We start from the raw sequence: 14,586 nt of genomic DNA on the forward strand, positions 1-14,586 counted from the left end.
AAAGGAGAATAATGATATGTCAGACATACATCTATTTCCAATCGAGGTAAGCACAACAAATACAAAACATAACGAAATCCCTAAAGGTATAAATATGATTGAGGCTCCACGAATGTGGGACATTGGATACAAAGGTAGAGGTGTAGTGGTAGCAGTATTAGATACAGGCTGTGAATATAACCATCCTGACTTGCAAGGTCAAGTGATTGATGGGAGAAATTTCACTTCTGATTACAATGGAAACCCAGAAATATTTTTGGATAATCATTATCACGGGACGCATGTTTCAGGTACGATCGCTGCAGGTTTAAATGGTTTCGGCGTTGCTGGAGTGGCACCCGAGGCAAGCTTGCTTATCCTTAAGGTAATCAGGGGAAATGGAACGAGTACGTATGAAAGCCTAATCGAAGGGATCGAATATGCAATTGATTGGAGGGGACGGGATGGGGAGCAGGTGCGCGTCATTTCACTCTCACTAGGTGGAGGCATAAATGACCCACGATTACATTCTGCTATCAAGCGAGCAGTAGCACAGGGCATCCTTGTTGTTTGTTCCGCGGGCAATTTAGGGGATGGAAAAAGATATACGTTTAAAAAAACATACCCTGCCTATTATCCTGAGGTTGTTTGTGTCGGTGCGGTGTCAGAAGATAAGAAACCAGCAGATTTTACGAATACAAACGATGAAATTGATTTAGTTGCACCTGGTGTGAACATTGTTTCAACATACACAAATAACAAATATGCAGAACTATCAGGCACATCAATGGCTACACCACACGTTTCGGGAGCTGCTGCATTACTGATTGAAGGCTATGAATCTAAATTGAAACGAACTCTGTCCGAAGCTGAAATTTATCGACTCCTCATGAATAATACGGAGAAATTAGGCTTTAACCGAAAGTCCGTGGGTGCGGGGCTTTTAAATATATCAAAGGGCATCACAAAGAAACGGACCTAATTTGATAAGGAGACATTCTATATGAGTCGATCTCATATTTTTCTGATCTGATGTATGTAATGAGTTTTCTTGGACGTAATACTCTCGAATTATGATATGCTTTTAGGAACAGGTCATAGGAGGGGAAACAATGGCTCAATCAATTGCTGTTGCCGTCATTCATGGAGCTGGAATTCAAAAAGAGGACTTTGCAGAGATTTTAATCGAGAACTTACAAAAGCATATACAAACTCGTATGCGGAGAAGCGGGCTTCCATTTACCAGCAAAGAGTTTGTGTTTCAACCTGTTCATTGGGGAGTCGTATTCAATGATAAAGAACGGGAGCTTTGGGAAGATGTCCAGAAAGGCGGCCCCTTAAATTTTACTAGGTTACGAAAGTTTTTCATTGAATTTCTCGGCGATGCGATCGCTTACCAACCTACGATGCGTCGCCATCAAAATTATGAACGGGTTCATGAGGTATATAGCCACGCTTTGAAGGAATTGAGTCAAAAAGCAGGGAAGGATGCCCCTCTAACAATCATTGGTCATAGTCTGGGTACTGTCATAACGAGTAACTTTTTCTATGATTTACAAGAACGACCACAACAAACCGATTACTTAACGGAGATGCTTGAAAATGCTTCGTCTATTGAAAAAGGGGAAACCTTTGCTCAATTCATATCACTAGGATCACCGTTAGCTCTATGGAGTTTACGTTACGCTAGCTTTGATCGACCAATCCAAGTGCCCGCCCCTCAGTTCAATACCATCTATCCGACAGGAAAGGGGTCATGGATCAACCTATACGACCGAGATGACATTCTAGGTTATCCGTTACGAACCTTAAGTAAGGCATACGAGCAAGCGGTAGAGGAAGACCGGGAAATGAATGTAGGCAACCTGTTGAAGAACTGGAATCCTGCGTCTCATTTTGAATATGTAAAGGACAAAGATATACTCGATTTAATCACTGAAAAGTTAATCCGACTCTGGTTATCTGTGAATGATTCAAATCCTGAATTTTAGGCTATTTTAAACCGAATATCATTTGTACGTTTATAAAAAGAGGAGTGGTGGAATGGTTACACCGATTAAGGGTACGACAACTTTACATAATGGACTGAAAATGCCTTGGCTAGGCTTTGGTGTATTTAAAGTTGAAGAAGGAAATGAGGTCATTCAATCTGTAAAATGGGCACTTGAGGCTGGTTACAGGAGTATTGATACTGCTGCTATTTACCGCAATGAAGAAGGGGTCGGCCGAGCGATCCGCGAATCGGGAATTTCTCGTGAGGATTTATTCATTACGACAAAAGTATGGAATAAGGCTCAAGGATTTGAATCTACATTAGGAGCCTTTGAAAAGAGCATGAATAAGCTCGGCTTGGATTATCTTGATTTGTATTTAATCCATTGGCCAGTTGAAGGGAAGTTCAAAGAAACGTGGAAAGCAATGGAGAAGTTGTACAAGGAAGGGCGAGTGAAGGCAATCGGTGTAAGCAACTTTCAAGTCCATCATCTAAAGGATTTAATAGAAGATGCTGAAATTAAACCGATGGTCAATCAAGTCGAATTCCATCCGCACCTTACACAGCAAGAGCTCCGAACGTTCTGCCGTGAACAAAATATCCAGATGGAAGCATGGTCACCATTAATGCATGGGAAGCTGCTTGATCATCCTGCTTTGAAAGAAATCAGCAACAAATACGGTAAATCACCAGCACAGGTCATTTTACGGTGGGATCTTCAACACGGGATCGTAACAATTCCGAAGTCAGTGAACGAACATCGGATACATGAAAACGCAAATCTGTTTGATTTTAAACTAACTGAAGAAGAAATGTCCCGGATTGATGGACTGAATCGAAATGAACGGTTTGGTCCAGATCCAGATAATTTCGACTTCTAATTTAAACATCATAAATATCAAGGTAGAAAGAAATGATTTCAAACTGACCACAGTAGCAGTATAAGTTACTGTGGTTTAGTTTTGTGTATGTAAGTGTGTATTGGCTGCGTATGTTTTGCAGGTCCTTCTTAAAAGAACTATTTAGGGAACGATTGGTTTCAGAAATTAATGGCGATTCATATGGAGAGTAAACATTTTAGACAACGTTCTTGCAAATTCGCACCACCTGGTCCGAATGAACCAGAAATATTTTGTCGAATATTCTGAAAACTTATCCACAGGACTTCATTGTTCTGTGTATAAAAGCTATTAAAAAGGAGAGTAGTATTGACTGGTTGGTCAATATTATAGGAGATGTAAATAGTAGTAAATATGGCCTATTATTTTTTTCGATGATGAACAGCCCAGGGTTATCCACAGCCCGAATACCATTTGTGCATAAATTCAGATAATCGCGTTATCCACATTGACTATATGGTCAATGTGGATTATAATGGAGTTGACTACATGGTCAATATAAGGAGGGCATCGAAATGAAAGCAATCGAAATGCAAAACCTCACGAAGTACTACGGAAAACACCGTGCAGTAACCGATTTGAATTTAACCGTACAAGAAGGTGAAGTTTATGGATTCATCGGACCGAATGGTGCAGGCAAAAGTACGACCATTCGCATGTTACTGAATTTTATTTTCCCGACGAAAGGCTATGCGAAAATCTTTGGCAAGGACATCATTACTGAATCGATGGCAATAAAAAAAGATGTTGGTTACTTGCCCTCTGAAGTACATTACTATGACAATATGAAAGTAAAAGAACTACTTAATTATTCCGCTGGTTTTTATAAAAAGAAGGCTTCTAATACGCGGATTAAGGAGCTCTCAGATCGATTAGAGCTAGACCTTTCTAAGAAATTCGAGGATTTATCATTTGGGAACCGGAAGAAAGTAGGAATCGTTCAAGCATTGTTACATGAACCCCGTTTACTAATCATGGATGAGCCGACCGGGGGACTCGATCCACTAATGCAGCATACGTTTTTTGATTTGCTACTCGAAGAAAAAGAGAAGGGGGTTACAATTTTCTTTTCCTCCCATATCTTGAGCGAAGTTCAAAAGATGTGTGATCGGGTTGCGATTATTAAAGAGGGTGAATTGATTGCTAACGATACAATCGAGAACCTAACGAAAAATCAATTCAAAAATGTAACGATATTATTAGCAGAAGAACAAACAATCGATCTCACTCTCGAGGGCATCATTCGTCAAGAACAACTGGGGCAAACATTGAAGCTGTTATATCGAGGTGATGTGCATGCATTGGTTCATGAAATCAGCCAGCACACGTATCGCGACCTTTTGATCGAAGAACCTTCTTTGGATGAAATTTTCATGCACTTTTATGAAAACGAAAAGAATGGAGGAGCAGAGAATGATATTTAAACAAGAATTCAAGTGGAACCTTCGTTCACTGATTATCTGGTCAATCATAATCGGGGGTCTGACTTTCTTAATGATGCAAATATATCCTGATTTCGCAAAACAGCAAGAAGGTATGAAGGCGTTGTTGGAGGCGTATCCTGAAGGAATAAAAAAAGCATTCGGTATGGATAAAGTCAGCATGGGAACGGTTCTTGGGTTTTATGCAATTGAAGGTTACATGCTAATTACCCTGATCGGCAGCATTTACGTTGTCTTGCTTGCAGGAAATATGCTCGCAAAAGAGGAAAGCGAGAAGACGATAGAGTTTCTACTGTCAAAACCGATCACCAGAACGTCTATGATTACTCAGAAGCTTCTTGTTGTAGTTTTGAACGTAGTATTATTCAACCTGATCGTTTCGCTGATTAACCTTAGTGCGTTCTTGATCGTCGATGATGGATCGTTTGAGTTTAATCAGTATTTACTCATCTCAATCGCACCAGTATTGTTACATCTGACATTCGCAGCTATCGCCTTTTTGCTATCCAGTGTTCTTAAAAAAGGGCGACAAATACTTTCTGTAACGGTCGGACTCGTGTTCATCACGTACTTTTTGCAGATTATTTCAAGTGTTACTGATTCTTTGGAGAACTTGAAATTCGTTAGTCCATTTTCTTATGTAGATGCTGCTGACATTATTCTTGATGAATCGCTAGATGGATTGTATATTTTCATTATGGTTGCGGTTATGCTGATTAGTACAGTGCTTACGTTTATGTACTATCGTAAAAAGGATATCGCAGTGTGAAGCGAGGTTTTATAATATGACCAGCGCATTTGAAAAGTTACCTGATGAGAAAAAACAACGAATTTTAGCAATTTGTATAGAAGAGTTTGCGAAAAACGGATATGAAAATACATCGACTAACCGGATCATCCAAAGGGCTGGCATTTCTAAGGGCTTATTATTCCATTATTTTAAGAATAAAAAGGGATTATTCCTGTACCTTGTTCAACATTCTATAGAGCTAATTGCTGATAAGGTATATAAGAAACTGCAAACGTTCGATCAAACTGATTTTTTTGAACGGATCAGGCAAGTATCTGTAATCAAAATGAATGTGTGTTTAATTTATCCGAATGAATATCAAATCCTTATGAAAGCCATTTTAGATACACCAAAAGAGCTGCAAATAGAAATTGAGGAAATCAATAGGTCCTACTATGCAAAAGTTCAAGACGCGAATGAAACGTACTTGTTCTCTTATTTGAAAGAGGAGGACTTAAGACCAGGATTGACGAAGCAGTTTGTCATCGATTATATAATGAATGTCATCGATCAATTGAACCGCAACATGCTTCAGGCCTATAAAGGCATAGAGAAAGAGCTGCTCGTTGATCCAGATCCATTCCTCGATCAACTGAACCAATACTTTGATGTCATTCAATATGGAGTCTATCGGAAGTAATCGAGTAACATTAGTACAATTCTAAACAGTAAGCTATAATTAGTCATGGGTAATTTTCCAAGGAGAGTAACACAGAGTTGTTGCTCTTTTTGATTACACCTTTTTACAGCACTCGATATTTTACGGAGGTTGACATGAAAGCTTTAGCAAAAAACTTTTTAAATGGAATCATTACAGTTGTACCGATTATTTTAGTAATTTACGTCGTCATTAAAGTATTTGAATTTCTTGACAGTATTCTTGGAAACACATTTCGCGGCTTCTTACAAGAGGATTATGTTCCTGGATTGGGGTTGCTCGCGTCTATCATTCTTATCACCGTCTTAGGCTGGTTATCCAGACAATATATCAGCGGGAAAATAGTCGAACTGATTGATAAGCTTTTAGATCGGATTCCGATCGTAAAAAGCCTTTACTCTGTTATTAAAGACACAATCCAGTCGTTTCTTGGTGAGAAAAAGTCCTTTTCAAAGGTGGCTCTCGTTCATTTGCCAGGAACAAACATGAAGGCGATCGGATTTGTCATGTCTGAGGATGTCGATACGCTCGATCGTACTTTATCTGACCATATCGCGGTGTATGTCCCGCAAACCTTTCAAGTAGCAGGCGTGACTTTCCTTGTTCCAAAAGCAGATATCGAAATAATTGACGTAAAGCCGGAAGAAGCGATGAAGTTTGTCCTTTCAGGTGGGATGACCGTTCGAAAAGAGGTTCAAAAAGAAAGTACTTAATTTACATGGGATACAGAACCTAGGAAAAGAGCAACGATCGAGGCTCTTTTCCTTTTTATGGTATTTCCTCTTTACACTTTTGCGGGTTCCAATTCGTTTTTTTCTTCTTTTTCAGGACGAATCAATACAAAAACAATAATATTGGCAATAACGCTAAGCCCCATCATACCAAAGAAAATGATTTCCCGCCCTGTATTTAATGTTGCGGCTACAATTGGTGGACCTAGTGCAACTCCGACGTATCTCATACTGCTGTATATGGAAGTGACAGTGCCACACTCCTCTTTTTCAATGCCCTCGGTAATCATTGCGTCTAATGCAGGTAACGCAATACCGATTCCAAGCCCGGCAAGGAATAGTCCGGTCAACAATGTATAAATCCCTTCCGAAAAACCGATCCAGCCTAAATTGATTGTAACAAGGATTAATCCTGCGGCGATAATTACCTTCATCAAACGTTTGTTGTCCCCAACTTTTTTACCTGTAATATAAGAGGCGATCGATAAGGAAAGGAGAGGGATTGCTAGTACGAGTCCCTTGATTACACCTTTCATACCATATTCACTTTCCAATTGTTCAGACAGAAAGAACAAAACTCCAAACAAAATGAACATAGAAAAAATCCCCATCATAAAGATAGCAACTAACCATTTACCTTCCCGGACTGCAATTTCTTTAACACTGCTTACAAACTCTTTGATCTTACGTTTATCGGTATTATTTTGTTTTGGTACTTTGACGAAAAAAAGAACGAGTATTGCAGCTGCGACAGAAAAGACTGGAATCGCAAAAAAAGGCATGAACCAGACTAGAACTGCTAATAATGAACCGAGAATCGGACTTAACACTTTCCCGAATGTGTTAAACGATTCAACTACACCGAGCCCTTCACTAATTTGCTTATCATCCTTATACATATCACCAATTAAAGGGAGGACAACGGGTGCTGCACCTGCCGAACCCAATCCTTGTATGATCCGACCTATCAAGATCCATGTAAACGGATCCTCGAGTTGTGAAGAGGCCCATCCAGCAACGGCACCTCCAATTGCTGCAATAAGCAGACTTGGAATGATCACTATTTTTCGACCGTATCGATCAGATATAAAGCCCGCTATCGGAATGAAAATAATTGCAACGACTGAAAAAAGTGTGATGATCATACTGACCTGAAGTTCACTTAGATTTAATTCTTTTTCGATGGTAGGTAAGATCGGGATCAACATCGAGTTCCCAAGGGTCATGACTAATGGAATGAATGCTAGAGAAAACAGGGCGAACTTATTCTGGTGTTCCATTGATCCACAGTCCTTTCATCATCGTTCGTGTAGTAGTATCCGATGATTGAAACGAAAACATACATCAATTGAATCCCGCCATATAAAAAAACGAACAACAAGGCAGAACCAATTCGGCTTGTGTCCGTTCATTTACGAGCTTATGCTTTTAAGTCCACATGATGACCTGATGTGGGGTGTGATGCTTGTTGAAGCTGTTGCTGGTTCTGGGTGAAATCGTTCAGCATGACGGTGCTTTGTGCCGCCTGTGTCGCTAGACTCCCACTTAACAAATTTCTACTCAACGTCGTTTGTAGCTGCTGCAAGTTTGAAGCCATAATTGATGCAATATCCATCTTCTACCTCCAAAACTCGTACTTATCCATTTTATCGGTAGACGTTTTGCAATTATGAAGTAGGTATATGATGGCCAGGTGTCCGAGATTGAAATTTGAGCTGTAGATGCCGGAGACGGACATACAATGTAATCGCCCCACACAATAATCCTGAACTTAGCCCAATCCAATAACCGAACGGTCCAAAAGAACTATATTTTGCTAAAATATATCCGAGCGGCAAGCCAACTACCCAATATGAGATCAATGCCATAATCAGTGTAATGTTTACATCTTTATATCCTCGTAATGCACCTTGAATGGGGGCAGCAACCGCATCGGAAAGCTGGAAAAATATCGCGTATAATAAGAAATGGGACAACAACTCCAACACATGCTGATCATTCGTATATATGCCCGCAATTGTTTCATTAAACAAGATGAGGATGGCAGTTGATAGCAATGAAATCAAGATCGCGATCAAAATTCCGAGCGTGCTGTATTGTTTAGCATCCTTATAACGTTTTGCCCCCACCTCGAATCCGACTGCAATCGTCAAAGCCATCGAAATACTTAACGGAACCATATATAACATCGATGCAAAATTGATCGCTGCTTGATGCGCGGCAATTGTAGTCGTATTGAATTGACTCATTAATAAGGTTACCGCCGCAAAAATGCTAACCTCAAAAAAGATTGCAAAGCCGATCGGAACACCAATTATCAATAGTTCCTTCCATGCTGAAAAGGATATCGGATACCATTTTCGAAAAATTCGATAAAGGGAAAATGGCTCATGTCTTATGACCACAAGGATTGCAACGATCAATATGAACCAATAGGTGATCGCAGAGGCATATCCCGCACCGATACCGCCTAATTTAGGGAAACCGAATTTTCCAAAGATCAGTACATAATTGAAGAGCACATTTATTGGTAAGGACAGTAAAGTGATGACCATCGTTGTCCGGGTCGCACCAAGAGCGTCGATAAAACAACGTAAAACGGTATACATAAAGAGAGGAAGCATACCAAAAGAAAGACCGGCTAAATAGTGAAATGCTACCGTTTCTACTTTTTGATTAAGATTCATACCGTCTAAAATGGGACTGAGAATTACGAATCCTACAGTCATGACAACAATTGTAAGGAAGAATGATAAATATAAAGCTTGCAGCACTGAAAAAGGAACCTTTCCCTTCTGGTTTGCTCCTACTAACTGAGAAACAATTGGCGTCAATGCCATTAAGACCCCGCTTAAGCCTGTAAAAACCGGTACCCATAGGCTCGAACCGATTGCTACACCAGCGAGATCCTCTGGGCTTGCCTGACCGCTCATCAGCGTATCAAAAAAGTTCATGGAATATAACCCGACCTGTGTGATGACAATCGGGAATAGGATATATATAAATTGCCTTAACTTTTGCCCTGTTGTTTTCGTTTCAAACATATACATACCTCATCATTCTTTTAAACGTAATTTCGATATTATATCACATGATAATAGAAATGGACGGTCAAAGCGTACTATTTTATTGTTTGCCTTTTGATATTTATAATAGGGTTAGAGATGAAAGGATGGATTAAATGATGACAATGACTACAACTCAAATACGCTTAGCACAAAGACCAAAAGGAATGCCCGAGAAAACTGATTTTAATTGGAAGGAAGAACAGCTAAAACAGCTTGATTCAGGTGAAGTTTTGTTGAAAACGTTATATGTGTCGGTCGATCCGTACATGAGAGGTCGGATGAGTGACAGCAAGTCATACGTTGAGCCCTACAAGGTTGGCGAAGTTATTAAAGGAAGCGTGATCGCTGAAGTTGCAGAAACCAATAGTCTGGATTTACAGGTGGGGGATATTGTCATCGGCAACCTTGGTTGGCAAACGTATCTAGTCGCTTCAGAGAACGAATTGCGTAAGATCGATCCAAATCAAGCACCGATAACCACACAACTCGGCGTTTTAGGAATGCCTGGAATTACTGCTTATTTTGGCCTTCTTGATATCGGAAAACCTGTTGAAGGGGAAACGGTTGTTGTCTCTGGGGCAGCAGGGGCAGTTGGAACAGTTGTTGGGCAAATCGCAAAAATTGCAGGGGCAAAGGTTGTCGGGATAGCTGGGTCAGACGAAAAGCTGACGTATTTAAAGAATGAATTGAACTTTGATGAAGTCGTTAATTACAAATCAGAAGACTTTAAAGATCAATTGAAGCAAGCATGTAATGATGGTGTTGACGTGTATTATGACAATGTTGGAGGAGAGGTTTCAGATGCGGTGTTACGGTTAATCAATAAGGGGGCTCGAATACCGGTTTGCGGGCAAATCGCCTTGTACAACCTCGAAAAACCGGATCTTGGACCAAGAATGCAATCACAATTATTAATCAACAGCGCGTTAATGAAAGGGTTCATTGTTTCAGATTATGGTGCACATTTTGAAGAAGCGATAAAGGATCTTGCGAAATGGCTCCAGGATGGAAAATTATCTTATCGTGAGACGATAATTGAAGGTTTTGATAAAATTCCAGATGCTTTTCTAGGACTTTTTAAAGGTGAAAACATAGGGAAATACATGGTAAAGGTTGCAAGCCAAAGCGAATAGCAACGGAATCCGTCCACACTAACACTATAGAGATGGCCAACATGAATTGATCATCTTTATTTTGTACTTTATTACATCCTGTACCAGGACCTACTAGGGAAAAGAACATGTTAAACTAGAACAAAAAGAGGAGTTAAGGTGATATGGATTGGCAGACACTTAGTTATTTTCTTGTCGCTTCTATTTTACTTACAATCACACCAGGTCCTGATTTTATGTTTGTGTTCGCACAGAGTGTTTCACAGGGGAAAAAAGCAGGACTTGCAACAGGGCTTGGTCTTTGTACTGGATTAGTCGGTCATACACTCGCAGCTGCAATCGGAATCTCTGCCATCATATATCAATCCAGCCTAGCGTTCAATGTGATCAAACTAGCGGGTGCAATTTATCTTTTATATATGGCAGTACAGGCATTCCGAGAAACGAGTGAACCTGAAGAGCAAAAATCAGAACGTTACACGTCATCAGCTTTATATCGAAAAGGAATATTCATGAATCTATTGAACCCGAAAGTTTCGATTTTCTTCCTTGCTTTCCTACCCCAATTTGTTGCTGTCGGAGAGGGGAACATTCCAGTGCAAATGGTCGTGTTAGGCGTATTGTTCATCATCCAGGCTCTGGTTATTTTTACTCTGTTATCGATACTTGCCGGATCAGTCGGTGATCGACTCTGGAAAAATCCTGTTATTTTAACATGGGTAAACCGTGCAAAAGGATTAGTGTTCGGTTATTTTGCGATTCGATTATTGTTCGAAAAAAACAGTTGAAAATAATGGTGGTATAGCGTGCGGATCCGACATTCGTTGACTATAGTCCGCTCCATAATTTACCTTATCTTGTTTTATTCGACAATCTTCCGTGTCATAGTTTCCAGAAAGTCCTGATAAAATAGTTGATAGTTTAGTTGAATCGCAATTCGGCACGTTTTTATGGAGGGATCGATATCTTCTTTCGCCCGTTTACGGAAATCAGCTATCGTAATTCCAAATGCGGGACCTAGTATATCTTGTACAATAACAGCCTTCTGTATAAAACTGCACAGCCCAGGATTAACGAGAGCACTAACGGTTAACACATCATGAAGTGGTGCGCCCGGGAGTCCAGGGACAAGCTTTTTATAAGATTCGATATAGTATTCAATGATTTTTGGAACCAATGTGCGAAATGGATTTTGAGCTTTCTGTTGGATGAATTCCGCCATATTTTCGTTTACATAGGCATAATTGGTTACATTCAAAGGAAATATGGTTATGTTTTTGGCCCTTGTAAGAACAATTCCTGTGGCGGTCGGGTCCCCATGTACATTTGCTTCAGCTACAGGAGTAACATTACCTGGAACGAGGAAAGCGCCACCCATCATATAATATTCATTCGCCATCTGCATAATGTCCGGCTCCAGAAGAAGGGCCATAGCTAAAGTTGTATTTCGTCCAACGTCGACGATAACTAGATCGTTTTCATAAGTTGCAACTATTTTAAAAATCTCATTGAATGATTTAAACTCTTGTGATACCGTTTCTGGCGGTAGTATCGGACCAAGCCCCTCAGGTCCATGGATTTCAGGGTAATATACAGAGATATCACCAGTCAGCGGACCTTCAGCACCTCGAATGACGGGAATTTTTTGGAGGTTGCTTATCTCTAGTAAGTAATTTACATTTTCAACCGCTTGTTCTTTTGGGACATTTCCGTAGCTTGCAACGATACCGACCAAATTGATTTGCGGATTTAGTATACAATAAATGATTGCAAGTGAATCATCAATTCCTGGATCTGTAAAAAGGAGTACATTTTTCAATGGGTTTACCTACCTTCACCTTAAAATGTGCTTCACTTACATATATATGAATGTAAAATGTATATAACTCAAAAAACCTCATGATGAGTAGGGGGATCAGTTTGAATAAATCAGTTTCACTCGATGCATATCAAAAACTCGCCGATTATTATTTTCATCATGTAGATGAAAAACCTGCAAATGCTGATTATGAGCGACCAGGAACATTATCGTTGCTTCCGGATGTCGAGAGCATACGTGTTCTTGATGCTGGATGCGGAGCGGGTTGGTATACACAATGGCTGATCGAAAAAGGAGCTGCCGTCACCTCGATCGATTTCAGTCCAAACATGGTCAAGCTAACGAAACAGAGAGTCGGTCAAAACGCAAAGGTGTATCAAGCAAATCTTTCAGAACCGCTCACTATGATTGAAAGGAATACGTATGATCTCATCGTATCTCCATTAACCCTTCACTATATAAAAGACTGGGATGTCCCCTTTAAGGAATTCAATCGTGTGTTACGAGAACGAGGAAGATTAGTGTTTTCCGTACACCATCCTTTTATGGATTACACACAGTTTAATTGCGAAAACTATTTTGCAACGGAGCTATTAGAGGATACATGGAAAATACCTGAAGGGGAAGTAAAGGTTCACTTCTATCGACGTCCACTAACTGAGATCATCAAACCTTTATATTTGAATGGATTTACAATCGAAAAAATCATAGAGCCAATGCCGACTGAAAAGTACCGGGAGAAATCACCTGATTCATATGCTGAATTAACGAAGAAACCACAATTTCTGTTTGTCAGGGCACAGAAAATAATGTCCGTTTGAATCCGTAAACAAATGATTTTTGTGTAAAGTCTGCTCTTTAACTAGTGACTGTTTTATTAAGCAGAATTCAACTGGTCAAATTCTGAATATGTTTCCCGATTTATATACGTTCTTCCTGAGAGTCTTCATCTGTTTTACTCCACGATAATAAGCTCAACATTATATTCTTGCAAAAGTGATACAATGTCGCTGTCAGGTGTTCGGTCTGTAATGATGATATCAACATCTTGAAAGGTAACACTTCGATACAGCTGTTTCTTCCTAAACTTCGTATGATCCACAAGGACGATGACCTGCTCACCATGGCGGGTCATTTCTTTTTTAACCATAGCGTCTTCCTCATGAGGATAGGTGAATCCTTTTACAGATAAGCCTGCCGCACCGATAAAGACCTTGTCAACGTAATAATGATTGAGCCTTTCGATCAGCGAAGAACCATATAAAAAACCATGTTCCTTATTTAGGATCCCTCCAAGTAAATGGATTTCTACATTCGGTTTTTGTGAGAGAATTTGTGCCTGATGAATCGAGTTTGTAAGCACAACGGCATCTTTTTCCGTAAGTATTTCCGCAAGATATTGAACGGTAGTGGACGTATCAAAAAGCAGCGTATCTCTACGTTGAATAAGCGATTGTGCACGCTTTGCAATCTTAGTTTTGACATCCGAATCAAATTGTAAGCGATCAGAATAACTCTTGATCTCTTCCTTCTTTTTTGGAAGGATTGCTCCGCCTCTAGTTCGTACGATTGCATTTTTCTCCTCAAGCTTGACGAGATCTCGTCTTGCCGTATCACGTGAGATGTTGAACTCATCCATCATCTCATTTACGCTAATCCGCTCATGAATCTTCAAATACTCAATGATCTCCAATAAACGTTCTTCTTGATACATCGCAATCATTCCTTAAAAATGGTCTAAATATATTATAAGTTAATTAAGTGGCATGAGCAACTTAGTTAAACTTAATTACTTATATAACTTAAATTTACTACTTGTCTAATTCATTAATATACCTTATAATCAATTGTAATTACTTAAACGGAGGAGCGGGATACTATGGTTGCAGGATTTTTAGTCATCGTGTTTCTATGTGCTGTAGAGCTTGGGTTAGCCTTGCTAGTCGTCCAGGATAAATCTTATCCCGGGGATGAAAATAATACATCATTAGACGATCCGATAAATACGATCTCCAGGCAGTAAAACATAATATAATTATGTAAACTTAATAAAGCTATATTTTTTGAATGTGCAGGAGGGATTCTGCACATTTTG

Annotated in this window: 16 protein-coding genes; 11 read left to right on the forward strand and 5 right to left on the reverse strand. The window is 39.7% G+C overall.

What is annotated here, in order from left to right; all coding sequences use genetic code 11:
• The first annotated feature begins 16 nt into the window (after positions 1-16).
• The 7 genes from MOJ78_RS10975 to MOJ78_RS11005 all read left to right on the forward strand — a co-directional run bounded on the left by MOJ78_RS10975 (position 17) and on the right by MOJ78_RS11005 (position 6,474).
• Positions 17-961 (forward strand): S8 family peptidase, encoded by a 945-nt coding sequence (locus tag MOJ78_RS10975; protein WP_304977386.1) that lies wholly within the window; start codon positions 17-19, stop codon positions 959-961.
• A gap of 130 nt (positions 962-1,091) precedes the next feature.
• Positions 1,092-1,970, forward strand: coding sequence for a chemotaxis protein (locus MOJ78_RS10980; protein WP_304977387.1), 879 nt, complete (start codon positions 1,092-1,094; stop codon positions 1,968-1,970).
• A gap of 52 nt (positions 1,971-2,022) precedes the next feature.
• Positions 2,023-2,853, forward strand: a complete 831-nt coding sequence (locus MOJ78_RS10985) for an aldo/keto reductase (RefSeq protein ID WP_304977388.1) — start codon at positions 2,023-2,025, stop codon at positions 2,851-2,853.
• Between the two features lie 533 nt (positions 2,854-3,386).
• Positions 3,387-4,295 carry an ABC transporter ATP-binding protein gene (locus MOJ78_RS10990; protein WP_304977389.1) on the forward strand — a complete coding sequence of 303 codons (909 nt, stop codon included), beginning with the start codon at positions 3,387-3,389 and terminating at the stop codon, positions 4,293-4,295.
• Positions 4,285-5,082, forward strand: coding sequence for a DUF2705 family protein (locus tag MOJ78_RS10995; RefSeq protein WP_304977390.1), 798 nt, complete (start codon positions 4,285-4,287; stop codon positions 5,080-5,082). The genes MOJ78_RS10990 and MOJ78_RS10995 overlap by 11 nt, the downstream gene beginning before the upstream one ends.
• 16 nt (positions 5,083-5,098) lie before the next feature.
• Positions 5,099-5,743, forward strand: a complete 645-nt coding sequence (locus MOJ78_RS11000; RefSeq protein ID WP_304977391.1) for a TetR/AcrR family transcriptional regulator — start codon at positions 5,099-5,101, stop codon at positions 5,741-5,743.
• Between the two features lie 134 nt (positions 5,744-5,877).
• On the forward strand, positions 5,878-6,474 hold the full coding sequence (locus MOJ78_RS11005; RefSeq protein WP_304977392.1) for a DUF502 domain-containing protein: 597 nt from the start codon (positions 5,878-5,880) through the stop codon (positions 6,472-6,474).
• Positions 6,475-6,545: 71 nt separating this feature from the next.
• On the opposite strand, the gene MOJ78_RS11010 is transcribed toward MOJ78_RS11005, so the two are convergent.
• The 3 genes from MOJ78_RS11010 to MOJ78_RS11020 all read right to left on the reverse strand — a co-directional run bounded on the left by MOJ78_RS11010 (position 6,546) and on the right by MOJ78_RS11020 (position 9,536).
• On the reverse strand, positions 6,546-7,772 hold the full coding sequence (locus tag MOJ78_RS11010; protein ID WP_304977393.1) for an MFS transporter: 1,227 nt from the start codon (positions 7,770-7,772) through the stop codon (positions 6,546-6,548).
• Between the two features lie 140 nt (positions 7,773-7,912).
• On the reverse strand, positions 7,913-8,107 hold the full coding sequence (locus MOJ78_RS11015) for a polyribonucleotide nucleotidyltransferase (RefSeq protein WP_304977394.1): 195 nt from the start codon (positions 8,105-8,107) through the stop codon (positions 7,913-7,915).
• 52 nt (positions 8,108-8,159) lie between these two features.
• The gene (locus MOJ78_RS11020) at positions 8,160-9,536 is read right to left on the reverse strand and encodes an MATE family efflux transporter (RefSeq protein WP_304977395.1); all 1,377 of its coding nucleotides are present in this window, start codon (positions 9,534-9,536) and stop codon (positions 8,160-8,162) included.
• A gap of 140 nt (positions 9,537-9,676) precedes the next feature.
• Here MOJ78_RS11020 and MOJ78_RS11025 point away from each other — a divergent pair, with 140 nt between their 5' ends.
• Complete coding sequence (locus MOJ78_RS11025) at positions 9,677-10,693, forward strand: NADP-dependent oxidoreductase (RefSeq protein WP_304981238.1); 1,017 nt, start codon at positions 9,677-9,679, stop codon at positions 10,691-10,693.
• 143 nt (positions 10,694-10,836) lie between these two features.
• Positions 10,837-11,460 carry a LysE family translocator gene (locus tag MOJ78_RS11030; RefSeq protein ID WP_304977396.1) on the forward strand — a complete coding sequence of 208 codons (624 nt, stop codon included), beginning with the start codon at positions 10,837-10,839 and terminating at the stop codon, positions 11,458-11,460.
• 74 nt (positions 11,461-11,534) lie between these two features.
• On the opposite strand, the gene MOJ78_RS11035 is transcribed toward MOJ78_RS11030, so the two are convergent.
• Positions 11,535-12,491 (reverse strand): nucleoside hydrolase, encoded by a 957-nt coding sequence (locus MOJ78_RS11035; protein WP_304977397.1) that lies wholly within the window; start codon positions 12,489-12,491, stop codon positions 11,535-11,537.
• A gap of 101 nt (positions 12,492-12,592) precedes the next feature.
• Between MOJ78_RS11035 and MOJ78_RS11040 the strand changes: the two genes are divergently transcribed.
• Positions 12,593-13,312 (forward strand): class I SAM-dependent methyltransferase, encoded by a 720-nt coding sequence (locus MOJ78_RS11040; protein WP_304977398.1) that lies wholly within the window; start codon positions 12,593-12,595, stop codon positions 13,310-13,312.
• 134 nt (positions 13,313-13,446) lie between these two features.
• Here MOJ78_RS11040 and MOJ78_RS11045 read toward each other — a convergent pair whose 3' ends face one another.
• On the reverse strand, positions 13,447-14,205 hold the full coding sequence (locus MOJ78_RS11045; RefSeq protein ID WP_304977399.1) for a DeoR/GlpR family DNA-binding transcription regulator: 759 nt from the start codon (positions 14,203-14,205) through the stop codon (positions 13,447-13,449).
• 165 nt (positions 14,206-14,370) lie between these two features.
• Here MOJ78_RS11045 and MOJ78_RS11050 point away from each other — a divergent pair, with 165 nt between their 5' ends.
• The gene (locus tag MOJ78_RS11050; RefSeq protein ID WP_304977400.1) at positions 14,371-14,514 is read left to right on the forward strand and encodes a hypothetical protein; all 144 of its coding nucleotides are present in this window, start codon (positions 14,371-14,373) and stop codon (positions 14,512-14,514) included.
• Positions 14,515-14,586 lie beyond the last annotated feature (72 nt).

This window comes from Alkalihalobacillus sp. AL-G (assembly GCF_030643805.1).
Taxonomy (GTDB): domain Bacteria; phylum Bacillota; class Bacilli; order Bacillales; family Fictibacillaceae; genus Pseudalkalibacillus.

Excerpts from the sequence above, each read along its gene's own strand:
- MOJ78_RS10975 (WP_304977386.1), top strand. The coding sequence starts at position 17 with ATGTCAGACATACATCTATTTCCAATCGAGGTAAGCACAACAAATACA.
- MOJ78_RS10980 (WP_304977387.1), top strand. The coding sequence starts at position 1,092 with ATGGCTCAATCAATTGCTGTTGCCGTCATTCATGGAGCTGGAATTCAA.
- MOJ78_RS10985 (WP_304977388.1), top strand. The coding sequence starts at position 2,023 with ATGGTTACACCGATTAAGGGTACGACAACTTTACATAATGGACTGAAA.
- MOJ78_RS10990 (WP_304977389.1), top strand. The coding sequence starts at position 3,387 with ATGAAAGCAATCGAAATGCAAAACCTCACGAAGTACTACGGAAAACAC.
- MOJ78_RS10995 (WP_304977390.1), top strand. The coding sequence starts at position 4,285 with ATGATATTTAAACAAGAATTCAAGTGGAACCTTCGTTCACTGATTATC.
- MOJ78_RS11000 (WP_304977391.1), top strand. The coding sequence starts at position 5,099 with ATGACCAGCGCATTTGAAAAGTTACCTGATGAGAAAAAACAACGAATT.
- MOJ78_RS11005 (WP_304977392.1), top strand. The coding sequence starts at position 5,878 with ATGAAAGCTTTAGCAAAAAACTTTTTAAATGGAATCATTACAGTTGTA.
- MOJ78_RS11010 (WP_304977393.1), bottom strand. The coding sequence starts at position 7,772 with ATGGAACACCAGAATAAGTTCGCCCTGTTTTCTCTAGCATTCATTCCA.
- MOJ78_RS11015 (WP_304977394.1), bottom strand. The coding sequence starts at position 8,107 with ATGGATATTGCATCAATTATGGCTTCAAACTTGCAGCAGCTACAAACG.
- MOJ78_RS11020 (WP_304977395.1), bottom strand. The coding sequence starts at position 9,536 with ATGTTTGAAACGAAAACAACAGGGCAAAAGTTAAGGCAATTTATATAT.
- MOJ78_RS11025 (WP_304981238.1), top strand. The coding sequence starts at position 9,677 with ATGACAATGACTACAACTCAAATACGCTTAGCACAAAGACCAAAAGGA.
- MOJ78_RS11030 (WP_304977396.1), top strand. The coding sequence starts at position 10,837 with ATGGATTGGCAGACACTTAGTTATTTTCTTGTCGCTTCTATTTTACTT.
- MOJ78_RS11045 (WP_304977399.1), bottom strand. The coding sequence starts at position 14,205 with ATGTATCAAGAAGAACGTTTATTGGAGATCATTGAGTATTTGAAGATT.
- MOJ78_RS11050 (WP_304977400.1), top strand. The coding sequence starts at position 14,371 with ATGGTTGCAGGATTTTTAGTCATCGTGTTTCTATGTGCTGTAGAGCTT.